At 44.7% G+C, this 24,688-nt stretch carries 17 protein-coding genes and 2 pseudogenes; 15 read left to right on the top strand and 4 right to left on the bottom strand.

Going from position 1 to position 24,688, the window contains the following annotated elements; translation table 11 throughout:
* Positions 1-500: 500 nt before the first annotated feature.
* From AC4II3_RS05015 to AC4II3_RS05005, 3 genes are all read left to right on the top strand, one after another.
* Positions 501-677: an NblA/ycf18 family protein gene (locus AC4II3_RS05015; protein ID WP_008178810.1), complete on the top strand. Its 177-nt coding sequence runs from the start codon at positions 501-503 to the stop codon at positions 675-677.
* A 353-nt stretch (positions 678-1,030) separates the two neighbouring features.
* Positions 1,031-1,909 carry a universal stress protein gene (locus AC4II3_RS05010; protein ID WP_488007997.1) on the top strand — a complete coding sequence of 293 codons (879 nt, stop codon included), beginning with the start codon at positions 1,031-1,033 and terminating at the stop codon, positions 1,907-1,909.
* Positions 1,910-1,993: 84 nt separating this feature from the next.
* A complete protein-coding gene (locus AC4II3_RS05005; RefSeq protein WP_488007995.1) occupies positions 1,994-3,235 on the top strand; it encodes an SH3 domain-containing protein in 1,242 nt (413 codons plus the stop codon).
* Between the two features lie 226 nt (positions 3,236-3,461).
* Here AC4II3_RS05005 and AC4II3_RS05000 read toward each other — a convergent pair whose 3' ends face one another.
* On the bottom strand, positions 3,462-4,448 hold the full coding sequence (locus tag AC4II3_RS05000; RefSeq protein ID WP_488007993.1) for an aldo/keto reductase: 987 nt from the start codon (positions 4,446-4,448) through the stop codon (positions 3,462-3,464).
* A gap of 1,593 nt (positions 4,449-6,041) precedes the next feature.
* Between AC4II3_RS05000 and AC4II3_RS04995 the strand changes: the two are divergent.
* A pseudogene (locus tag AC4II3_RS04995) lies at positions 6,042-6,164 on the top strand (formyltetrahydrofolate deformylase); the annotation flags it as partial.
* Between the two features lie 348 nt (positions 6,165-6,512).
* Here AC4II3_RS04995 and AC4II3_RS04990 read toward each other — a convergent pair.
* Entirely contained in the window at positions 6,513-8,738 is a 2,226-nt protein-coding gene (locus AC4II3_RS04990) for an NHLP family bacteriocin export ABC transporter peptidase/permease/ATPase subunit (protein ID WP_488007991.1), read from the bottom strand.
* 58 nt (positions 8,739-8,796) lie between these two features.
* Positions 8,797-10,410, bottom strand: coding sequence for an NHLP bacteriocin system secretion protein (locus tag AC4II3_RS04985; protein ID WP_488007989.1), 1,614 nt, complete (start codon positions 10,408-10,410; stop codon positions 8,797-8,799).
* 346 nt (positions 10,411-10,756) lie between these two features.
* Here AC4II3_RS04985 and AC4II3_RS04980 point away from each other — a divergent pair, with 346 nt between their 5' ends.
* The 11 genes and pseudogenes from AC4II3_RS04980 to AC4II3_RS04930 all read left to right on the top strand — a co-directional run bounded on the left by AC4II3_RS04980 (position 10,757) and on the right by AC4II3_RS04930 (position 24,002).
* Complete coding sequence (locus AC4II3_RS04980) at positions 10,757-11,578, top strand: SirB1 family protein (protein ID WP_488007987.1); 822 nt, start codon at positions 10,757-10,759, stop codon at positions 11,576-11,578.
* A gap of 410 nt (positions 11,579-11,988) precedes the next feature.
* Positions 11,989-12,870 (top strand): EboA family metabolite traffic protein, encoded by an 882-nt coding sequence (locus tag AC4II3_RS04975; protein WP_488007985.1) that lies wholly within the window; start codon positions 11,989-11,991, stop codon positions 12,868-12,870.
* A 231-nt stretch (positions 12,871-13,101) separates the two neighbouring features.
* Positions 13,102-14,126, top strand: a pseudogene (locus tag AC4II3_RS04970) (transposase); the annotation flags it as partial.
* A gap of 68 nt (positions 14,127-14,194) precedes the next feature.
* The gene (locus AC4II3_RS04965; protein WP_488007983.1) at positions 14,195-15,118 is read left to right on the top strand and encodes a TatD family hydrolase; all 924 of its coding nucleotides are present in this window, start codon (positions 14,195-14,197) and stop codon (positions 15,116-15,118) included.
* 230 nt (positions 15,119-15,348) lie between these two features.
* On the top strand, positions 15,349-15,483 hold the full coding sequence (locus tag AC4II3_RS04960; protein WP_488007981.1) for a hypothetical protein: 135 nt from the start codon (positions 15,349-15,351) through the stop codon (positions 15,481-15,483).
* Positions 15,484-15,485: 2 nt separating this feature from the next.
* The gene (eboC, locus tag AC4II3_RS04955) at positions 15,486-16,409 is read left to right on the top strand and encodes a UbiA-like protein EboC (RefSeq protein ID WP_488007979.1); all 924 of its coding nucleotides are present in this window, start codon (positions 15,486-15,488) and stop codon (positions 16,407-16,409) included.
* An 11-nt stretch (positions 16,410-16,420) separates the two neighbouring features.
* On the top strand, positions 16,421-17,617 hold the full coding sequence (locus AC4II3_RS04950; protein WP_488008001.1) for a 3-dehydroquinate synthase: 1,197 nt from the start codon (positions 16,421-16,423) through the stop codon (positions 17,615-17,617).
* 535 nt (positions 17,618-18,152) lie between these two features.
* The gene (eboE, locus tag AC4II3_RS04945) at positions 18,153-19,370 is read left to right on the top strand and encodes a metabolite traffic protein EboE (RefSeq protein ID WP_488007977.1); all 1,218 of its coding nucleotides are present in this window, start codon (positions 18,153-18,155) and stop codon (positions 19,368-19,370) included.
* A 124-nt stretch (positions 19,371-19,494) separates the two neighbouring features.
* Positions 19,495-20,502: a hypothetical protein gene (locus AC4II3_RS04940; protein ID WP_488007975.1), complete on the top strand. Its 1,008-nt coding sequence runs from the start codon at positions 19,495-19,497 to the stop codon at positions 20,500-20,502.
* 75 nt (positions 20,503-20,577) lie between these two features.
* Positions 20,578-21,921, top strand: coding sequence for a hypothetical protein (locus AC4II3_RS04935; RefSeq protein WP_488007973.1), 1,344 nt, complete (start codon positions 20,578-20,580; stop codon positions 21,919-21,921).
* 59 nt (positions 21,922-21,980) lie between these two features.
* Positions 21,981-24,002: a hypothetical protein gene (locus AC4II3_RS04930; protein ID WP_488007971.1), complete on the top strand. Its 2,022-nt coding sequence runs from the start codon at positions 21,981-21,983 to the stop codon at positions 24,000-24,002.
* A gap of 37 nt (positions 24,003-24,039) precedes the next feature.
* Here AC4II3_RS04930 and AC4II3_RS04925 read toward each other — a convergent pair whose 3' ends face one another.
* A complete protein-coding gene (locus AC4II3_RS04925) occupies positions 24,040-24,660 on the bottom strand; it encodes a TVP38/TMEM64 family protein (RefSeq protein ID WP_488007969.1) in 621 nt (206 codons plus the stop codon).
* Between the last annotated feature and the right edge of the window lie 28 nt (positions 24,661-24,688).

Raw genomic sequence — 24,688 nt, 5'->3', positions numbered from 1 at the left:
GGAGGAAACTGGCAAGATGCCAGTTCTACACAAGATGCCAGTTCCACCCCTGATGCCTATTCTACAGGTGCGACCCAAGGCCGCGAGGGATTGTTCGCGGCCTTGGAGGGGCGCACCTATTGTGTTTTATCGAATTGTGTTTTATCGAGTATAAGAAACAGTTATAGCACTACGCATTCAGATGTTTGACATTCATAAACTCCGAAACGTTAGTCTAGCTGACTTCTGACTTCTGACTTCTAACTTCTGACGCTAAGCGTAGCGTTATATACCGAATTGGAGAGCATCAATCCTAGCCAGGGAACTTGCTAGAAAGAGTCTAGGTCATATATAACGTCATAATGGATCAAAGCCTGGTCATTTTGTCAAATAATTGTTACGATTCTTCATTAAAGGTCAGATAGGTTAACGGTTGATACATTTACCGATACCTAGCCTGATCTAAACTAGGGCTGCTCTAGCCAGCCAAAACCCATCATTAGTTTTTAAGGAGCTCAACTATGTCTAAACCAGTAGAACTTTCCCTAGAACAAAAATTTAACCTGCGGTCCTTTGAATCTCAGGTCCAGAAAATGAGCCGTGAGCAAGCTCAAGAATTCCTAATCAAACTCTATGAGCAAATGATGATGCGTGAAACAATGTACAAAGAAGTCCTAAAACACGAGTGGGGATTATAGCTAAACCCCTAGTCTGATTGTTATTCACCTTAATTGAGTCGCGACCTCCTTCTCTTGCTCAATTCCGTAGGTAGGAAAGGAGCTGGGGATGCTGGGGCGTCAACTCGAATTATATTAAGATTTAATTAAAATTAGAATTAATTGATTCAACTTATTGTTAGCTAAAGATAATCTTAAATAATATCACCGCAAGCTTGCTTAAAGGAAATAAGATTGGGAATAACCTAATTCACTCTAGGCAAGTCAGGAACAATAGTTTATAAAATTGTATAAATTAATGCAAAACTATCCAAAGTAATTGTAAATTGATCTAGTCTCGAAGAAACTCTAAGAAAAAGCCATCCTCCCTGCATATGTTTCAGCATTGCCTAATCTGCACCGATTTCTCTGACGGTTTATATCGGCTAGTAGAGTTTGTCCCCAGTTTAGCGGCTGGTGGGCTTAAGAAAATCATCTTCTGCCACTTTGTTCCGCTTTGGGAAGAGGGAGAAATACCTCGCATTGATGAAGAAGGAATAGAACAAGCTCGTCAGCGCTTTGAAAAAGGTTTGACCAATATACCTGAAGGGGTAGAGGTTCACATCGAAGTGATGTCAGGTCGTCCTAGTGACAGTATTCCTAAAATCGCCAAACGTTACGATGCTGATGTCATACTGATTGGCACCCCAGTGCGCAGCTTATTACAAGAAAAGCTTTTCGGTAGCACTACAGCAACCTTGAGCAAGGAATGTAGTACACCTTTGCTAATGCTGCGACCACAACTGATTTCAGCTTACACCTGCGAAGAACTCGATCTACGCTGCAAACATCTATTCCGGTATTTGCTAATTCCCTATGACGGCACTACAGCGTCTCAATCTGTCGTGGAAAGGGTCAAAGAGTATGCTAAACAAGCACCAGATGACTCACTAAAGCAGTGTATGCTGTTGTGGGTAGTCAGCGAAGGGGGGCGCAGAGAATTATCTAAGGAGCCTCAGTTACAAAAAGCTCAAGACAAGCTAGAACCAGTAAAAGCAGAGTTAGAACAGCTTGGCTTACAGGTCAATACGGACGTACGAGTGGGAAATGCCCGTGAAGAGATTTTAGACACAGCCTTAGAATTTGATATTACTGCGATCGCAATCTCTTCCGATCACAAAGGAAAATTCTTAGATTGGTCAGTGCGTAGCTTAGCCGGTGATTTAATGCGCAGCAGCTGGCACCCTGTTCTATTCTTGCCACCACAAAGCTAGGAATCGAGAGTATGGGGTTTTATCGGAAGTTCTAATAGAATAAAGCCATTCCACTTTTTTAATAGTGAATAATTAATCCAACATATGATCACAAAGATTAGTGGTTGGCGAAAATTACTAGTGGTGTGCATCTCTGTGGCGCTAGCGTTTACAGCTTTTCCTGCGCCATCTTATGCTACTAGTCCTGCGATCGCTCAATTTACCCCATCCTCTCGCTTAGAAAACATCTCATTTGAGAACCAAGCAAAATTCCAACTAGCTGCGGCTACAGACAAATGCCGCAAAGTAGTGACTAGAGGCAGTGATCTCAATGTCCGCAGTGGACCCGGTAGCAATTACCGGATTATCGGTGTCGTCAAAAACGGGTCTGAGGTTACCCTTGAGCAAATAGTAAACCAAGACTGGGCAAAAATTTCTTCTCCCTTGTCAGGTTATATTTCTCAGCAGTATCTCCAATCCTGTCCACCACCACCTAAGCAGGAATGTCGTATAGTTTCGACCAATACTGGCAAGGGTCTGAATGTACGTCAGAGTCCTGGTGGTAGGATTATTGGTGACTTGGACAATGGCACTAAAGTCACGATTATCAATAGCAGTACTAATGGTTGGGTACAGCTTGTCTCTCCCCAAAAGGGTTATGTTTCCGACCGGTATCTCAAACCTTGTCCACCACCTCCTCCCAAAGAAGAATGTCGTCTAGTATCGACTAAGGGTAACCCGCTCAATGTCCGTGCGACCCCTGGTGGTACCATTGTCGGTGTTGTAGAAAATGGTACTAAAATCACTATCAAGGGTACTAGTAGTGATGGTTGGGTACCGATTGTTTCTCCCCAGAAAGGTTATGTGTCTGAGGCGTATCTTCAACCCTGTCCCACCGTCAAAAAAGAGTGTGGTACAGTTACCACTAGTGGTAGTGACCTGATGGTGCGTTCAACTCCTGGTGGTCCCAGTATCGGTACATTAAAAAATGGTACTGAGGTCAAGATTGAGAGTATACGTGCAGATGGCTGGGTGAAGATTTCAGAACCCATAATCGGTTATGTGTCTGGCAAGTTTATTAAAATAAAACCTTGTCCAACACCACCACCATCGGAAGAGAATTGTCGGGAAGTTTCAGCACCACAGGGTTTAAATGTCCGCAAATCACCATCATTTGACGGTGATATTATTGGGATTATTGCTGATGGTTCTAAGGTAACGATTGTTAATCGTGGTAGTAATGGCTGGGTTCCTATTTCTGCCCCCTTACAAGGTTATGTTACTGGCAAGTATCTGATCTATTGTCCTGAGTTTAAGGCACAAGAGCCGTCAGGACCAGTAGGTTAAGCCTTAGATCTAGCAGAAGTCAGAAGTCAGAAGTCAGAAGTCAGAAGTCAGAAGTGAAACTCTTGCGCTTACTTAGGTTTGAGACTTTTGTCATGTCCGCGCCTGCCCTGGCGACTGCTAGATCTCGCAGCATTGTTGATAGGCGATGCAGCTAAGATTGTAGGGTGCGTCAATGACGCACCCTAGTGTTGATATTTAGGTATCGAGGGTATAGGTTGCTACAGTTTCACGTCCACCGTCGGAAAAATGTATTGTCTTGCCAAGCAGAAGCTGTGCGTGCTTCAATAGCAGTCATTTGTTCTGAACTCAACGATTGAAATGCTTGGGCTACTTTAAAATTAGATTCTAATTGCTTGACGGATTCGGCAGCAATAATACAACAATGTACTCCCTCTAAAGACAATACATAACCCATGGCTTGCTCCATTCCATCTAAGACACCATTTTTGAATAACCTGCCATAAGCCGGAACTTTCATAGCAATCACTCCTACATTTTTCTCTCGCGCCACTGGTAAAACAGTTTTGGCAAAAGGACGAGGATGGTGAACATCTGCTGCATTGAGAGAAATTAAGGTAGTATCAAAGGGATAGCGCCGCAACCCCTCTGCAATCACATCCGGTTCGTGATGTCCGGTAATACCTAAATATTTTACAATTCCTTGTTCTTTTGCTTCTTCAAAGGCTTTGATAGCGCCATTGGGACTAAAAATCTGATCTAACGTTTCGTGAAAAGAAACATGGTGTAATTGCCATAAATCGATAGAATCAGTTTGAAGGCGTTTAAGCGATCGCTCTAACTCTCGCCAAGCCCCATCTCGATCTCGTTGTGCTGTTTTTGTTGCTAAAAATAGATTAGAGCGATAAGCAGGTAATACCTTACCCATATAGTATTCGCTGGGGCCATAACTAGCTGCCGTATCAAAATAACGAATTCCAAACTGTAATGCTGCTTCAATTTGAGCGACGGCATCAGCTTCTCGATTCATCTTCGATAAAGGCGTTTGTCCTGCACCTCCCAACCCAAAGATTGGAACTTTAACCCCCGTTTTCCCTAACACTCGTTCTGGCATTGTAGCTGCTGTTGGCAGTTGAATAGCTGCTTTTGCTGAGAGTTTAGACTGCTGTTTATGCCATGCTGCACTTCCGACAATACCACCCGCAGCAGCAACACTGGTCACGATAAACTTACGTCGATTTGTTTTACGTGTCATGGCTCGCCTATTCTACAGTAGCTTTGCCCATATTTTAGCGTGGTTTTTAAAAGGTAAGCATTCAGCTAAATGCTTAGGTATTAAGCTTACGAAAATTACCTTGATGTTGAGTCTAGACGAATCAGATATTATTTTATATAAGTAGTCGGACATAAATAAACGGTACTGTCTCAAAAACTGTCAAAGCCTTGTAACCTTTACACCAAAAGGTTTTGTCGATATTTGCAAAACTTTATATAGCACCCAAAACTTTTGTCCGACTACTTAATGGTTATTTATCTATTAGATTCATTCAAAATAATTGTTAGTTCATAAGTTAAAATGAATTTACCCACTGCAACACTACTTTTATCTTGTCCCGATCAACAAGGGCTTGGGGAGCATGTCAAATTCGAAGAACAAATGTACTAAAATAACTCATGATTCCTGCTCAAGCCCCGAAAACACTCTAGTTCAAGCGTTTCTAGTTCAAGTGTTCTTACAAAATTGACCTGCTTCCGGATTGAACGCTTAGCAGCTTTGTTTCCTTAACCGATATTATTTGAGAGTCGTCGCCGTTACTTACAAAGATTCCTCAAACTCCCTCAACTGAGTGTAACTTTACTATGGTTTCCAATTATTAAATATCTAATTCAGACTCATTGCCTTCAATCTAAACGTCTATTTATTGCTCTTGATAGAACTCAATGGAAGCAATACAACTTATTTATGGTCAGCGTAATTTGGTCGAAACGAGCTTGGCCGATTTATTACAAGGGGCTACCTTTTATGCACTGGACTATGGGGTTATTTTTCTCATCATAAGAGACTCTTAGCCGAATCGAAGAAGCTGGACTATCCTCGCAATACACGACCACTTTTAGAACGAATGCCTGAGGCCAGGCAAAGCTCATTGAAGTGGCTCTCGGGTGAGAGTTCGTATAAAGGTCTAGTCGCCCCCCGCCGATATTAACCCTGAAGACATCTAAGTACTCGAACTCCCCTACAGCAAGGCTAATGGGGCCATCATCGTCCGGGGGATTAGACACCCAATGAACTCGAACTGGATCAAAGTCATCTGTCTCTTCTTTCCCTGCACACCAGCTCACGACTTTTCCTGTGCATCCTTTTGCAATATTACTCCCCCGGTTACGGACTCGAACCCGAACAAAAACACTTGACTCCCATGTCTCGATAATTTGAGCGTGCTTTTTAAAAGGACTCTTGTCTTCATACGTAACCTCAAGCTTTGGACGCCGCCTACTCCATTGCAAACTCAGAAGCGATAAAAAGAGCGCAATTACCGAGGTAATTGTTCTGATATCATCCATACGCTTAGTACTCAGACGGTGTTTGTCTTAGACTATTGTGCCACTCTTTAATTCCTACAAGGGTGATCGCCTTAAATTCCCCAAAAAAAACCAACCAGGGGGCATTCCCACAGCAGGATTAAACTTACTCCTCAACCATAACTTAGAAAATAACGGAACATGGTCTATGCAAAAGAGAGCATGTCAAATTCGCAGAACAAATGTACTAAAATAACTCATAATTCCTGCTCAAGTCCCGAAAACACTCTAGTTCAAGCGTTTGTAGTTCAAGTGTTCTTACAAAATTGACCTGCTCCCAGGGCTTGTGGCTAAGATTGCTAACTTTATTTATTCCAATGGTGGAAATATTATCCACGCCGATCAACATACAGATTTTGCCAGTGGAATCTTTTTAATCCGAATTGAATAGATGACCATTTTTGAATTCAAAATACAAAAGACAAAATTCAAAATGAATAGCTTTTTAATGTAAGCTATCAGCTAATGCTTAGATGGGCAAATCCCCAGACTTTCAATTCGATAAAATCTCGAACTCTTAAATTCTCCCAAATGAGGTTTATTTTAAGCTGACTGCTGACAGCGGTAGGCTGAATGCTTAGAGGTTGTCTGAGAAGTCTCATTTGCTACATCCAAGCCCCCTAAATCCCCCAATTTTGGGGGACTTTTAGAATAAAATTAACTCTTTTTCCCCCCAAAGTTGGGGGGCTAGGGGGGCAAAATTCAGTATCAAAAAACTTTTCAGATATCCTCTTAGCTAATAACTAGAACTAATCAACTGCCCATAAACTCCCCCTTGCTGCCACAATTCCTCATGGGTACCCCGCTGCACCACCTTACCCCGCTCCAGAACAATAATCTCATCACAATCTCGAATCGTACTCAAGCGGTGGGCTACAATAATACAAGAAATACCCCGACGCCTGAGATTCTGGTCAATAATCGTTTCCGTTGACCCATCCAAGGCACTAGTTGCCTCATCCATCACCAAAATCGCTGGGTCATTAACCAACGCTCTAGCAATTTCCAGACGTTGACGCTGACCCCCACTTAAATTTCCAGCTCCTTCCATCAGTTGGGCTTCATATCCCCCAGGTAGTGCCTGAATCACCTCGTGAATTGCCGCATCCTGACAAGAGCGCACTATCTCAGACAGGGGTACCGTCTTATCCCACAATGTCAGATTATCCCGCACTGTACCGCCAAACAGAAAGATTTCCTGTTCTACCATTGCTAAGGAATTCGTCAACACCAACCTGGGAATCTGCTCTTTTGGAATGCCATCAAATAGAATCTGCCCTGACCAAGGTTGGTATAGACCAGTTACTATCTTTGCTATGGTAGACTTCCCCGAACCACTACCCCCTACTAGTGCTACCCTTTGACCAGGTTTCAGGCTCAGATTAAAGTTCTCAATTAACGGTCCATCTATCTGGGAATAGCCAAAGGTAATATTGCGTAATTCTATATGACCTTGAAGGCAGACCTGGAGAGTGGGGAATGAATCAGATTCTGCTTGATCTCCCCTTTGACCTGCTACCGAATCTTGGGACTGGTTAGGGGAATGAGCGGTTTGAGCTAACCCTTCCCTCAACTGGGGGTCAATCGGGTTGCCCAATACATCATCCAAGCGATTGAGGTCACCATCGAGTTCCTGGAGAGTACTGCCAAAACTGACTAACTGGTTGACAGGCTTCTGAAAACTGTTCATCAAGCTTTGAAAAGCCACTAACATCCCAATACTGAGAGATCCTTCCATCACCCTTAGACCGCCAACCGCCAAAATCAGCATAGAGGTTAAAGAGGTTAGCAAAGGCGGCAAAACCCCTAAAACCTGGTTTGCTACTTCCAGTTTCTGCTGACCATTAACCCCTTTAGCATAGTAACCGGACCACCTCGCAAAGAAATCCGACTCTGTTGCGGATGCCTTGACACTTTCTATGCCCTGTAGTCCAGCGATCGCTACCCCAGCTGCCTTGCCCCGGTCTAGGGCTAATTGCATATAGCTGTCCACCCGCTTACGAGCCAGCCATTGTAAGGTCAAGACATTTACCAAGGCAAAAACGATACCAATTACAGTGAGTACCCCATCATAGGCAAACATCACCAGGGCATAAAAGATTACCATTACGGAATTAATCACTGTTGTTGCCAACTGACCCGAAAGCACGTCAGCCACTTTGTCATTTAGCTTAACCCGATTACTAATTTCTCCAGCAAACCGCTGGGCATAAAATCTTGCTGGTAATCGCAGGATGTGCCAGAGAAATTGGCTGGACATTCCTACGGATAACTTAATTTTTAGTTGTCTCAAATATCGCAATTGTAACAGGGTAAGCACCCCTTGTAGGATTACCGTAATTGCCATGGCTAAAATCAAGGGACGTAGCCAATCAGTGCGACTTTCGACTAACACATTATCTACAAAAATTTGATTAAAGACGGGAATAACTAAGCCAGGAAAAACTAATAAAAATCCTACTATTATACAGTATGTAATTGCAGGAATAGACCCTTTGAGTCGTAACCATAGCGCTAATGTAATACTGGGTTTTTGACCCCCTTTTTTAAACTCTGGTCCTGGTTCAATTACCAGCACTACCCCCGTGTAACCCTGATCAAATTCATCGCTGGTGACCCGTCTTGGACCAGCAGCTGGATCATTGATAAAGACGATTTTTTTCCTAAATCCTTCTACTACTAGGAAATGATTAAAATTCCAAAACACAATAAACGGAGGATGCAATTTTTTAAGGTTAGCCAGGGATTTTTTATAACCCTTGGCTTGCATTCCATAACGCCTAGCAGCTTTAACCAAATTAGATGCTTTAGAGCCATCGCGGGACACACCACAACTAACCCTAAGTTCCTCTAACGGCACAATCCGACCATAGTAACTCAGAATAATTCCTAGAGCAGCGGCACCACATTCTACTGCTTCCATTTGCAATAGAGTGGGGGTTTTGATTCGTTTTTGTTTCATTCAAACTTTAAACTTTAAACTTCAAACCTTAAACCTTCAACTTTAAACCTTTAAACCTTCAATAAATCCCACTCCATTCCCGCAAAATCGGCAAGACAAAGGTAATCGGCACACGCTCTTTCACTCTCACCCTAGCGGTGGTAGTAGTTCCGGCAGAAATTTTCAAGTCTGGACCATCAGAAGATGACCACTGGTAGCCACTAAACGTGGTATTATTTGGTTCTAATTGAGCGTAGACTTCTATCATTGCTCCCCCCTGACCGATCAGATTATCTACTACTTCTGGATTCCCCACTACACTAGCTGCTCCCTCACGAGTTACAGGATAGGGTGAAACTGAGGTAATTTTACCCACAATGCCACCAAATCGTTGCCGCTTCACTGTATCCGGTGTAATTTGAATCAGCATTCCTGGTTGAATCTTTTTCCCGTCCTTGACCGAGAAATAGGTAATGCCCTCCATGCCATGACTTTTTCCCTTAACTGTCATGGTGCCGAGCTTGGTTCCGGGTTGAACCACTTGTCCCCTAGCAGCAGCAATTTCGATAACGCACCCAGCGTAAGGACTCAGAATTTTACTCTTGTCTGCCAGTTGCTTTTCCAGTCGAGCAATTTCCAGCTTCACGTCCTGAATCTGATTGTTTCGTTGATTAGAACTTTCCAAATTCTGTTGGTCTAAACGTTTTTCCTTGGTATCCAACTCTTGTAACTGTGCTCTGATTTGGGATATATTACTGAGGTTATCCAAATACTTTTGTTGGGCCTCAGTTTCTCGAACACTGAGTTCCTCTAACTTTACTTGAATCTCACTAATTGTACTGAGATTCTGTACGTATGTCCCTTCTGTTTCAGTTTCACTAAAATCCAGTTGCTTCAACTGTGCTTCCAGCTCCGAGATACTCTGCACGGCTTGGCGATACTCTTGTTCCGCTTGTAAAACGGCATCTTCAGCAATTCCCCCTACCGCTGACAGTTCCTGACGCTTTTGCCATCTCCGTTTGAAAACTGGGACTTGAGCTTTTACATCCCTTAGCCGTTGTTCTAAGCTTTGGCGCTGCTGTGCGATCGCTTTCAATCCCTTATCCTGTAATACTGGAGTCAGAGCCATGGCATCCCGCAGCTGTTGGTTTAGACTTTGACGCTGTCGAGCGATCGCAGTTAAGTTTTTCTCTTTTAGTACAGGAGTCAGAGCCGTGGCATCTTGCAACCGTTGCTCTAAGCTAGCTCGCTGCTTTGCGATCGCATCCGTTTCCAGTGCGGTTAACTGAGTTGAAATTAAATTGCTATCCCTATCCTGTACCTGCAATTGACTTAGTTTCCTCCGTTGCAGCTGTAACTGCTTTTTGAGTTCAGATGGGTCAATGGTTGCCAGGACATAATTTTTCTCAAAGCATTGCCCCTCCCCGACATTTAGAGAGTCCAACTGTCCAGATATAGTGGACTGAAACTGTACTAGCCGCCGGGGACGGATTAGTACTCCTTGACCGGTGACAGTGATGGGAATCCGTCCAAAAATACTCCAAATCACAGCCAAAAACACCAAACCCCCCAAAGCGGCTATTGGTAGCCAATCCCTAGGATTAACCACTTGCATCAACTGATCCAGCCGTTCTGGGGAAGATAGCCGTTCAAGTGATTCTTGGCGAAACAGACTTTTCTTGTTCTTCAACATTTTTAGAACAATTTTTGGAGTTATATAGCAATCCTATTTAAATTGTCAACAGTGATACTTCTATGAAATAGAAAAAATAATACTATACTAGTATATATCAATTGTGTTTAAGCGATGCAGCGCGGTCTTGGGGGAAACCCCCATGAGCGACTGCATCAAGAGAAGGAAACAAGAAACTAAAATAACAACGAGATTATGAGTTTTATCATAACACTAAAAAAATCTCATATATCTTTAAACTGTATCTTTACAATGTTCTCTATTACCTGTTAATTTTTTAGATAAATATTATGTTTAGATATCAAATAAAAATACTATATAGTCAGAGTAGCTGACGGACTTTTAGATGGACTTTACTTTAGGGCGTCAAGGGTTTTACACAGAAACCAATCAGCCTGATGACCAAATTAATTTGGCAAAAGCAGCGCTTTATATCGCTCACGAAGAATACCCGGATCTGGCTATTGATGATTACCTAAATGCCTTAGATACCATGGCATCCGAAGTAGAGGAGCGTTTGCCTGAGCAACGCTATCCCCTGCGAGTGATTAAGACTCTGAATCAGTATTTCTATGATGACCTAGGGTATTCGGGTAATAGGAGTGATTACTATGATCCCCGTAATAGTTTTCTCAATCAGGTCATTGATCGGCGCACAGGTATCCCGATTAGCCTTTCGGTAGTGTACCTGGAAGTCGCTCGACGCCTTGATTTTCCCATGGTTGGTATTGGGATGCCAGGGCATTTCCTAATTCGCCCACAGTTTGAGCAGGTGGGTATCTTTGTAGATGCTTTCGATGGTGGTGAGATTTTATTTGAACAAGACTGCGAGGAACGACTAACCCAAATTTATGGGCATCCGGTAACCCTAGAACCACGTTTCCTAGCACCGGTGAGTAATCGGCAGCTGTTGGGACGGATGCTGATGAATCTTAAATTAATATATCTCAATCGCCAAGACTTACGTAGAGCACTGGCTGCAGTTGAGCGCATTTTGTTGCTGTTTCCTAATGCACCCGGAGAACTGCGGGATCGGGGGCTGATTTACTCCCAGTTGGGATATCTATCACAAGCATGCCAGGATTTGGAACGTTATTTAGAAATCCTGCCCCAAGCTGAGGATGCTGATATTATTCGTAAGTTACTTCAACAGATCGCAAATGGGTAAAGGCTTCCATGCATGGGCATGACTAATCACCAATACCTAATCCCTAACCCCAACACAAGGGTATGTGTATTAATGTAGCTGAACCCACCACGGTTTCATCTACCGTAATTCGTCTTCTTCACCCCTTTTTTCCCACCGGCTGCATGAAGGTTGGCACGTATCACTGTTCCATCTACATAATGAACCTGCCAATAATGCTTTCCATCTTCATCTGCTTTGGCTTGGAGATATCTTACGATATTTTGGTAATGGGCAACACAAACAGGTTTTGTTGACTATAGACCGAGGGGGGTGGCACAAAGCGTGAGCAAGTGAAATGGCCAGAAGGATGACATGTGGAATTTCTGCCTTCTTACTCCCCTAAGTTGCAGCCAAGGCTTAACGATAACTATTTAACCGGATTTGATATTATGTCTTCTTCAATTCATGTTGACTTGACCGGCATCACCGACCTACTGCATTGCTGGCTTTCACGACATGTTGCCTCTGAAGGTCTCACCTGGCTGGATGAGAAGCGCTCTCAGATTGCTGGAGGTGGCACTGCGCGAGTGTTCTTCACTGCTTTCAGCGCTGTGCCTCGCTATACAGGCAAAAAAGACCTTGAGCTAACGCTAGAAGACTGGCAAGCGGCTGAGGTCGTGACAGGTTGGGCTCCCGGTCATTGGAGCGTGGAGCAAGCTGCTCGCACGCTACTAATACTTGCTCTCCCGCCGGATGATGCTGAGCAATATCTGCGAATGCTCGAACAACTCTTCACTACCGCCGACGTTGGCGAGTTAGTTGCTCTCTATCAAAGTTTGCCACTATTGCCCTATCCAGAGCGGCACCTTGCCCGCGCTGCCGAGGGAATTCGTAGTAATATGAGTGTAGTTTTCAATGCTGTAGCACTGCGCAATCCTTATCCTAACGATTATTTCGACGACCTTGTCTGGAACCAGATGATACTTAAGGCAGTGTTTGTGGGGAGTCCATTGTATCTGATTTGGGGTCTCGAGCGCCGGGCTAATTCAGAACTAGCTCGCATGTTGATAGACTATGCTCACGAACGTTGGGCAGCTAAACGTCCTGTCACTCCTGAACTTTGGCGGCTTGTGGGACCATTTGCCGATGCTGACATCATCGCTGATTTAGAAAAAGTCCTCAATGAACCCGATGCCGCCCAACAAGAAGCAGCCGCTTTAGCCTGTTCTCAATCTCCCTCGCCCCAAGTTCAAGCCCTACTTGAGTGCCGCCCAGACTTGCACGCCTTGATTCAGGAGGGTCGTCTGACTTGGAACAGCTTCAGCCAATAGCGGTTAGCGGTACTTAAACAAGTATTTAGCTAAAAATAAAGCATATTATATTATAATATACATAGCTTTCACGTTGTCATACTTAAGGGCTCGCTCCCATGAAAGAAACCACCTGTGCAGCCATGCCACCCTGCTTTAATAAATATTGCGCTTCTTGACAATCGATTTTCTATATATAATGTTTATTTAATTTTTAAAAAACACTATATATGAATCAGCAAATTAGATGCATTTACCCTGGGAGTAGGAAAACAGTACATAGGAGAAATTGGGAAAACAGATAATGGAAATTTAGTGATAACAACTCATCTGTATGATGAAAAAAAATCCTACCTTTAGATAGTGAATTATATCAACACAAAGACTCATTACCGTCAGAAAAAAATGACCTATAAATCAATAAAAAACCATAGCTATCCTTAGAGTTAATAGATAAGAGTCTTAAGAGAGGATACAGACCGGGCATAGTATTAATAGATGCCGGTTATGGAAATAATACAGCCTAGCTGAGGGAATTAGAATCAAGAAAATTAAACTACTTAGGAGGAGTGGCCAAAAATGCGCCAAAGGCACAGGCTACGCGAACGAAAAGTAAAAGTTATTAATGACTTAGATAAAACCGAAGAACTAAGATTAGATGAGTTAGCCAAAACTTTGCCACCATAAGGTTTTAAGTCAATCACAATTAACAAACAAAATCCCAAGCCAGTATATGTAGCAACAGTAAAAGTAGAACTAAATGGTCTAGAAGGAAATTCGATAGTAGCTATCCTCATGAATGCACCTAGCTTTGAAGAGGCAGAGGATATTGATTATTTACTGACCAATGTGGAAGCCTCATTAGCAACACCAAATTGGGGAGTATAAACTTATAGCCAGAGGAATTGGATAGAAGTATTTTGCCGAGAGGCGAAATGTTATTTAGGTGCGACCCGTGGCGAATTTAATAATTAGATGCGGAAAGCGAACCTTAGGATTAGGGAAATACCAATTCAGGGGTAAAAGAAGCCTAAAAGCGACTGGATCAAGACAAGGCATTTAATTTTGGTGTTTTGTGCTTATACTTTTCTCCTTTGGCATAAGCTAACGGGGGGTTTGATAAGGCGTTGGGCTAATAAACCTTTAAATACCTTTCCAGAGGCATAGGAGGCATTTCGTACAGCGATATCTTATCGTTTTATGACGTGGCTGCATCAAGACATCGTGATGTGTTTGCTGCTTATTATAAAGTGAGTTTTGGATTTGTTTGGGCATAATTTTTGTTTAATTACCGTTAGCAAGCAGCTTGTGAACTCTTGTCCACCATTAATTTGAGGAAGCAACCATGACCGCAAACGAGATGATTTTCATTGACCCACACATTCACATGACAGCCCGTACCACCTACGATTACATGGTGATGCGAGAGTATGGCATTGTTGCTTTGATTGAGCCTTCCTTCTGGGTAGGACAACCCCGCACTAGCCTGGGGACGTTCAAGGACTACTTCAGTAGTCTGGTCGGCTGGGAGCGTTTCCGGGCGGGTCAGTTTGGCATCCGGCATTACTGCACGATTTCCTTGAACCCCAAAGAAGCCAATAATGAGGCATTGGCAGAACAAGTGATGGAACTGTTGCCCCTTTACGCCTGTAAGGAGGGGGTGGTAGCCATTGGCGAGGTGGGCTATGACGAAATGACGGAAGCTGAAGACAAGTACTTCCGCCAACAGCTAGAGCTGGCTAAGGAACTGGACATGTTGGTGTTGATCCACACGCCCCACCGCAACAAGAAGGAGGGCACGACCCGCAGCATGGATGTCTGTCTTGAGCATGGGTTAGACCCATCGCGAGTGATTGTGGATCATGTCAACGAGGAAACTGTTAAAGAAACTCTGGAGCGAGGTTTCTGGGCAGCATTCTCCATTTATCCCCAGACGAAAATGGGAAACGAGCGAATGGTAGAGATTGTGCGCCAGTATGGTGACGAGCGCATCATTGTGGATAGTGCCGCTGATTGGGGCATCAGCGATCCCTTAGCCGTGCCGAAGACGGCTCAGTTGATGCGGTCGAGGGGCATCCCAGATGACAAAGTGCGGGCTGTTTGTTATGAGAATGCTCTGAAAGCGTATAGCCAGAGTGGTCAGATGCACGAAGATGACTGGCTCAATCCGTCACCCATCGATCAGCGCCAGCTGTTCAACGGTAATTCTGTGCTGCGGGGGCAACAGCCAGTATTGGATGCTGAGCGCGAGTCTTTAATTATCGAGTAGTTGTCTGCCAAAGCTATTGACAGGTAAGGCATAGGCTGTAACTAGTTTATACAACAACCAGTTTTGTTAAGTCTTATAAATTTTGAACTTCCTGGTTAAATGCATGTTACTATTTCTTCCAGCAAAGTCCTTCAAGGACAGCAAGGTTAAAACTGGTAAGATGAGCACGGGTTCTACAGTAGGAGCGATCCCGTTGGTTGGGGAAGGAGGTAGGAATTAGGTGACAACCGATGCTAAAACTTTATGGCGGTGCGCTAACTCGCGCTTTCATTGTCGAGTGGTACTTAGAGGATAACAAGTCACCCCGTGGAAGCAAGAATCCCCGTCCTTCTACGGCGGGGAGTGTCAAAGAATTCGAGGTATAGAAGTGAATACTGCCAGTTTGAAGTCCCAACCTTTGTGGGCTTATCTGCAACTGATGCGACCAGCTAACATCATTACCGCTTGGGCGGATATATTGGCTGGCTATGCTGCTTCTGGATTTTTCCTGGTTCTAGCTCAAGTGCAGACAGAACCTATAAGTTTAGTACCACTTGCCTGGTTGCTGCTGTCCACAACTGGGCTTTATGGCGGCGGTGTCGTCTTCAATGATCTGTTCGATGCCCAAATAGATGCCCAAGAGCGGCCAGAACGCCCGATTCCCAGTGGACGGGTTTCCCCTCAGGGGGCTACTTGGCTGGGGAGTCTGCTGCTAATCATCGGGGTGGCAGCAGCTTCTCAAGTCACGCTGTTAAGTTTTGCCCTGGCTGCCATCATTGCCCTGGCTGCTTTGCTCTATGATCGGGTTGCCAAACACCACCCTTGGCTTGGTCCGCTCAACATGGGCTTGTGTCGGGGCGGAAACTTGTTGCTGGGGGTGAGTGTCCTGCCAGAGATAATAGAGCAGCGGTGGTTTTTAGCCTTAATTCCCATCGCCTACATCGCTGCGATTACTGCTATCAGTCAGGGTGAAGTACATGGGGGAAAAAGCAGCACGGGAGTAGCAGCACTGCTGCTGATCGGGGCAGTGATTAGCGGAGTTTTAGCGCTGGGGCTGTTGAGAGATTATCAAGTGCTTGCCGCTTTACCCTTCGCTGGTTTCTTGGCTGGGCGGGTATTGCCTGCTTTTGTCAAAGCTGCCCGCGAACCAAGTCCAGACCTAATCCGAGGTGCGGTCAAGGCTGGCGTATTGTCACTAATCGCGTTGGATGCGGCGGTTGCTGCCGGTTTTGCTGGTTGGCCTTATGGATTGCTAGTTCTGAGTCTGCTGCCAATTTCCACGGCATTGGCTCCACTGTTCGCTGTAACTTGACAGGCTTTGCTATGGTAATTAGCATCAAACAAAAGACCGCATTCAAACTGCAACCGCTCCACCAATCTGTCCCCGTTACTTTCACATATGATGTTCACTTCACCACTGGTTTATTCCAGTTGAACAATCCTTTACTCGCCCAAGCAATCGCAGCAGTTGGGGAGAAAGGCCCAAAGCAAGTAGTAGCAGTAGTGGATGCAGGATTTCTGCAGCACTGGGATGGTTTGCTAGAGCAATTAGCCGCCTATGCCCAGCAGTACCAAGATATACTTACCCTTAAGGTTGAGCCGCTGATTGTAACCGGTGGGGAAGCAGCTAAGAACGATCCAACTTTAGTAGACTCAATTCACAAGATAATTAATGAAGCGGGGTTATGCCGACATTCCTATGTGTTGGCGATTGGGGGTGGTGCTGTGCTGGATATGGCAGGATATGCCGCAGCAACGGCTCACCGAGGAATTCGATTGATTAGGGTGCCAACAACAGTATTGGCGCAAAATGATTCCGGTGTGGGGGTCAAGAACGGGATTAATGCCTTCGGCAAAAAGAACTTTCTGGGCACCTTCGCCCCTCCCTATGTCGTATTCAATGACTTTGACTTCCTGACTACCCTAGAAAAGCGGGATTGGCGAGCAGGAACCGCAGAGGCGGTGAAGGTGGCCCTGATTAAAGATGCCGACTTCTTCGATTTTATAGCAACAAATGCCAGGGCGATCGCCACTGGCAACCTGGATGCCATGAAACAGCTAATTTACTGCTGTGCTCAGTTACACATGGAACACATTGCCACCAGCGGTGACCCCTTTGAAATGGGTTCGTCACGACCCCTAGATTTCGGTCACTGGGCCGCTCACAAACTGGAACAGTTAACGAACTATAGCCTGCGACATGGGGAAGCGGTAGCAATTGGCATGGCGCTGGACATTACTTATTCCTACCTAGCAGGGCTGCTCTTGCACTCAGATTGGCAGCGGGTGCTGGAAACGCTCAAGGGATTAGGCTTTTCATTATACGTGCCGGAATTAGCAGAGCAATTAGATCAACCAGACCATCCCCGATGCATTTTTAGGGGGCTTGCTGAGTTTCGAGAGCATTTGGGGGGAGAACTAACCATCACCCTATTGCGAGGAATTGGCCAGGGAATTGAGGTATACGAGGTGGAAATCCCATTGTACGAACAAGCCATTTCTCTGCTGGAAAAGCTTTAACCATGGCCATTTAATTTATACATAGACTTGTTGGGAAATAGGCTTTAAACTTGTCAAAACCCTTAGTCTGCCTGGATTACGGCGATTTTAAATCAAAACAAGCTAAAACGAGCCCCACACACCCACCTACTTACTATTGTTAAGTATTATAAATTTTGAACTTCCTTGGTTAAATGCATGTTGCAATTTCTGATAAATTCCTTATTGTAGTGGACAGTGCGAAGTTCTGTGGTCGGTTGAGTGGTTGAATTACCCCTAAGAAAAGAACACCCCGATCGCGCCTAGGGACGAAAATGTTCCAAACTGGCTGCATCAGCCAAACTCAGCCAGTTAGATTATTGCTCTATATCGTCGAGTCGAGCAAATCTTAGTTGAACTGCGCCCATTGTTTGCAGGTTTTGCCGCCTTCGAGTGGTTTGTTTTGGTGCTATGGGGAGTGCTCTTATCAACGCAACCCCCCGCTGTTAAAAGTTACCTCAATGCCATGGGCAAAGGGTGAAGTTTCACGCTTACTGCAGCATGGAAATTTACTTTAATGAAAATTAGCACAAACGGCAGTTTCCACTTGACCTATTGCAGCAATATTCACCCCGGCGAAAGCTGGAGTGAAGTCTTTGCCAACCTACAGCAGTATCTTCGGGTTCTCAAAGCAAGGCTGTCACCAGAGCAACCTTTTGGAATTGGACTGCGGTTGGCAGATATGGCGGCGCGGGAATTGCTCGCAGGAGATACCTTAGCTCAGTTCCAAACTTGGCTCAACCAGCAGGATTTATACGTATTTACCTTGAATGGTTTTCCCTATGGGGGATTTCACCGCCAGGTAGTCAAAGACAAAGTTTATGCCCCAGATTGGTCAAAACCGGAGCGGGTAGAATACACATTGCGGTTAGTCAGAATTTTGGCAGCACTATTACCAGCAGGTATGGACGGTGGAATTTCTACCGTACCCTTGTCCTATAAACCTTGGTGGACAACTGACACAGCTAGGAAATCACTGATGCGCGAGTGCAGCCTCAACCTTGCTACAGTAGCAGCAGAGATGGTACGCATTCGAGAACAGACAGGGAAACTGCTCCATGTAGACTTAGAACCAGAACCAGATGGCTTGATAGAAAATGCCGCTGAAGTCATTGATTTCTTCCAAGAGTGGTTATTGCCCCAAGGAGGAGCGTATTTAGCAGAACGCCTAGGAATTTCCCCAGACTCAGCAGAGTCTCTGTTACGAGAACATGTAAAGGTGTGTTACGATACCTGCCATTTTTCCGTGGAGTATGAAGATCCGGTGTCAGTCTTTCCTCGGCTGCAAGCTGCTGGGATTGGGATTGGCAAAATTCAGCTCAGTGCAGCATTGCAGATGAAATTGCCCTTGGATCTTCAACGGCGGCCCATGGTGGCGGAGAGATTGCGTCCTTTTGCCGAATCTACCTATCTGCACCAAGTGATTGAGCGTCATGCTGATGGCACTTTACATCACTATCCGGATTTGGTGAGTGCATTACCATACCTAGAGAAAACTCAGGCTCAGGAATGGCGTACTCATTTTCACGTTCCTATCTTCATCCGAGATTACCAGATCTTGCAATCTACCCAAGCAGATATTGTCACTGTTCTAGAATTGTTGCAAGAAAACCATGCTTGCCAACATCTGGAGATTGAAACCTACACCTGGGAGGTTCTGCCACCTCAGATGAAGATGGATGTGTTGGCTTCTATTGAGCGGGAGTATAAGTGGGTATTAGGAGCGATCGCATAAACCCTAGATCCCAGTGAGCGATCATAAAAACTGGAAACCTCGATCGTTGTTACTCCTCGGTCGGCACCTCGTGTCGCAATTTTGACCAGTATTTAGCAAATTAGTAATTAGTAAAGAGGCTGTTATGAAGGATTCAAGTGGGATGCTAAGTGTGGGAAAGCGATTGATACTTTCTTTTTTGGCTTGCCTTTTATTTTCTACGATCTTTCTAGGCATGGGTAACGCTATTGCCGGGAACGTCAGCCGACACCTATACTTCTCCAATGGCGTACATAACGACTATTGCTGTGACGAACCAGGTATTGATTGTACACCATCACGAGCTCCAAGCGATCCCAGCGATCCACAATATCCAAAGTGGTGGATTAGCGACTGGACAATGTATCGGGTATTTCAAAATTACGAAGAGTTCCCCCCTCCCTACGACTCGCCACCAGAGGGTTTGACTCCTAGTGATTATGAGGTTTCCTATGGTATAACATACTACGATTCCACCTACATTCCTGACGATGGAGACGGGGAGGGTGCGATGAAGGAGTATTATGAAAAGCGGTGTTTGCCTATCTTCCCGCAGGACAACAAATACACCTGTTCATTTGTGTCCCTCGGCAACAAAGCTTATTTTCTGCGTTACGACAACAAAGACTTGAAAGAGAATCCCAGTATCTGCCTGTTCTCCCCTGAAAACCATCCTCCACGCACGGATTTCATCAAGCATTTACCCTATAACCCAACGGATAGCGCTCATGTCCATAACTCTTTGCAAGCGTACTCCGAACGCTTCGATGAACAAGAAATTCTGTTTGGGTATGCCTTTAATAAGAATCCGACCCCGAACAGCTTTGACTCCACTGCTAAACCCTATCGCCACCCACAGTCCTTTTATTTTTCCGGATATCCGGGGACTCCACCTGACGCTCCCATTGTAAGTCAGAACTATACCAATTTCCGGATGGAACAGCCGAGTTCAGAGATTTGGAGTGAAGTGGCCAAGATGTTACCGCCCAATCCTCCATTGTGCTGCTTGTTTCAGGACGACTGTCCTGAAACAAGTTCAAGCAATAGTTCGCAAGCTGCTAGCTGGGACGCGCTAACATATTCCGCTCCTAACACAAAAACGAACCCCAAATAAATCCCAAATGCTCTTTACGAGCAGTATCTAAGTTGTTGATTAAAAATTTTCAAGCTAAATAGGATTGAAAAACTAATGAATAAATCAAAATCGCCCTCGCTGCTAGGGAGATTCCTATTCGTGACGATTGTCGGCTTCTGTTTTCTCCTGAGTAGCTATACCTATAGCTATGCCTCAACAGCCAGCAGTGCCGATTCTGAAATAGAGTCAGCTTGTCAAGGACTAAATATTGAGAATATTTCGGAGATTCTGGCTAGCCAAGAACTATCTGAAGAATTTGCGAAAAATCAGACAGATTGCTACGCCTGGGATCTGTTCATCGCCTTGAACTGGCCAGGAAAGCAAGATGAACCTTGGTTACCCGATCCTACAAAAGAAATTGGCGACCCCGGTGCAGTGGTCTGGGAAGATTGGAAAACAACCAGCGAAGTCTACTTACCACAAGGCGCTCAACCTCAACCTTGGGGAACCGAGAAGCAAGTCCCCCCAGAGGTACTGGAAAAGGCAGAAGAGATGGAATTACCTCTTGATGAACCCTTTCAAAATATCGGTTTAATCCAACAGGTATCTGGTCTAGTCTTCAAGTCTAACGAAGACGATCAAGGTAAACCGATTCGCTATGAATTAGCGATGAACGAAAGCACCTTCGACTATATCTTTGGTCACAATCCCTACAAAACAGGACTTTACAATATTAACGGCCAGGAAACAGTCGCAAAATCTTGTAAAGAAAAGAGTGATACTTCAGCCTGGGATTGTATCAAATTTAATTGGAATGCGAAGGAAATAAAAACCTCGTGGTTGTGGCTAGACGAAACTAATCCTAACTACGAAGATATCAACAATACCTACATAACAAGTAATGCTTATTATCAAGAAATCGACAATAACGGGCAGCCAGTGCTCGATGATCAAGGTAAACCCGTCTATCAAGTAAGCCGCGCTGCTCTTACAGGTATGCACATTACCAGCAAAGCATTGCCACAATGGGCCTGGACAACCTTTGAAAATGTCAATAACGCTAAATATACCACTTCCATTATTGAGTTGGGAATTCCAGCAGCGGCGCAAGCAGTCAACGAGCAGATCCGACCTCTATTGCAAGAGAAGGGAACCAAATATGCCAATTACCAATTAGTCGGTACCCAAATTGATTTCAACCAACCGACGCTACTGGCAAATTCCCAAATCGAATCTGATTTTCAGCACGATTCGTCCTGTATTACTTGTCATGCCTTTGCTAGCATTTCGTCTAAAGATACAGGACCTCTTCGCCTGTCTTTTGTTGATACAACAGGGGGAAACTTAGGCTACTACATCGGCGACCTTCCTCAAGAGACATTAGACCAGATTCAACAAAAGGAATTCATCCCCATGGATTTTATTTGGTCAATGCGACTAGCCAAGCGCCAGCGTTAGACACTCAACTAGTGCTGATGCGCGGAAGTAATAAGTAATAAGTTAAGAGGACTAAAATAATGAGCATACTATCTCTGCCTCGCCTCTACTTCACAGGAGAAATATTCTGGAATCCAGATACAGCTAACAATAGTGATAAAAACTATAACGAATCTTCCAATAACGTAGCAACGCCATTGCCAGAAGGGGTTACCTATGATAACTACAAGCGATACATGATGACTTATCAAAATGGTAAACTTCCTAGTGATTGGAATTATTTCGGCGACCACGCCTGCAACTTCGTTAACTATGACGATACCTTAGCCAGGAAAACTAAAATAGTTGGCGGTACTCTGCCTGACGGTCGTGATGTCACGGCAGAAGACCCCATTATTGGTAAAGGTGTCCAAATTCTCGGCAATACTTTCAATGCCCAAACAACCCTACCACCCTGCCGCCTAGTTGATGTCGATCCCTACTCTAGCTGGTCATCGCAGATCTTCTTTAACAGTTTAGCCATCGGAGACGATGAGACAGGAATTACAGGTCCACGATACCAGCGGATGTATTCTTACTGGATTGGAAAGAGCTCTTTGGCGGCTGAGGATGACTTGCCGACTGCCGGTAGATTAAGTGTTGTTTGGCAAACAGCGATTCCCTTCGACAAGTTGACTATCAAAAATCAAGAAAGTTCCGCCCTGCTAGCAGCCCTAGTGGAAGGGATGCAACAGCCTAACGCTAAGGGGTTGATGATTCGTTTCTGCACCTATCGAACCCTTTACTTTCAAAATACCATCCGTAACAAATATCCCTATCGACCAATCGATAACCAGGAACTGAGCGAGTTGTATTTACAGGGTAAGTTTGTTGCTAATCCGGCTTACAGTCTCGTGACTGGTTCTATTGGGATCTGGAACCAAGGTGAACCAGCTACTGCACCCGCTGGCCGCTACTTAGTGGCAACTCAGCCAATCAAACCCCCAAATCTCACTCAGTCCATTTCCTTAAAACCTGCGATCGCCGAACTTGATTCCAATCGCCAGACCTTGAGCTTTGACTTTCTGGATACATTCCCTGGAATCGACCGAGCTGCTAATAAAGCAGACTTTGGGCCTGTAAAAGTTCAAGTTATCAACGATGAAACCGTCACTGACATCGCTACCCTTGACTACAAAGACTATTATAAACAAGCCTATGAGAGTCGGGCAGGCATTATTGACATTGACCTCAATGATCACAGCCTGGTTGAGAAGATCGAGAACGGTCGTCTAGCACTGTCAGTAGATCAAGGAGTGCAATGTGTCAGAGCACTTGAGGAAAAGCCCTACACTGCCCTCAGTGATGACCGAGGAGTTTATATCGAAGAGGATGAAACTAAATCTTGCCTCATCCAAGTTCAATATAAGGGAAAACCGGCTCCTGTTGGAACAAAATTGCTTCTCGCCCAATATTACAATAATTTGAGACTAATGCCTGCTGATAACGCTGTTAGCAGCGTCTCTCCTGGATTAACCAGTGGAGGTAGCACAGTTAACTCAATCTTGTTCAGGGCAGGAAAAATACCGAACTCTGCCATTTCTAACAAGCAATCGGCAACGGTAAAGGAGCAGATAACGTCGGGGCGCGTAAACATCTGCACCGGTAAGATTGTGGAAGTTGATGCTGACGGCATAGTAAGCCTTGACCTCAAGTCCATCAATCCAGGTTGCTGCAATATTGGGCTTTTCCCTTTCGGTTCTGGTGAAACAGCTCCGAAACCTCCAGAAGAACTAAACACCGAGTATGACAATTATATTACAATTCGGGCTATGCCCTTTGACAACAAATTGGATGACAAGCCTAATGAAGAACTCACCTGGGAGTTCATGTACGACAACATTTTCCGCGTCTACAACCTAATTTATCCCTACATGTCTGAGGTTATTCCCATGGACAATCGCACCTTAGTGGAGGGGGCTTGGATGCAAATCAAGGCAGTAACTGCTGATGATATGTTCGAGAGTACCCTCTATATGTCCGTCACCCGCGACCTGTCAGCGGGCAAGCGGCGGATACTAGATCGTTGGTGCGATCTCGTATCCCGTGACGCGCAACCCTAGAGTACCAATTCACTAAGCAAATTTTGGCGGTAGGTAATCAAACTGATTCGATCTTACCTACCAGCCAGAATCCTCCGGCAATCAACAAGACTAATCCAAATGTCAGTAAGCTATTGTTAAAACTAGCAGCCGTTGCCCCAGTAATTGCATAGAGTAGAGAAGCTGGTAAAGCTCCCGCTAACGACGCTAAAGCCATCCTTTGCCAGCTTATTGCTGATGTGCCAGCCATAATAACAGTTGTCTCAGCTAGTAGAGGTAGTGGACGTGTGACAATAATTGCTAATAAGCCCCATTTTTCCAGAAGTCGATTAGCTTGCGATCGCTGCGATCGGGATATAAATTGATCTAGTAATGACCCCCCCCTTCTGCCAATAAAAAATCCGATCAGGGCAGCGCTTAAGTTACCAACAAGAGACAACAGAGAACCGAAAACAATACCAAATAGTGCCCCGTTGGCTATCATGATTAAACTAGAAGGAACTGGCAGAAATATATCTAATGTGAGTAAAGCAAGACCTGCAAATGCAGTGCTAATACTCTTGGTTTCCATTAAGTAGCTTGGATCGGTTAAAATCGGTAAATTTAGTTGCTCAACAATCAAAAACATAAACACAAAAAACAGCAGCAAGCAACCTATAATAGTTAAGTATTTCTTCATAAACGCGATCCCGGCAGATTTAACAGCT

The organism is Moorena sp., from assembly GCF_982860115.1.
The sequence above is the reverse complement of the archived record's forward strand: the minus strand, read 5'-3'. Positions and strand labels throughout refer to the sequence as shown.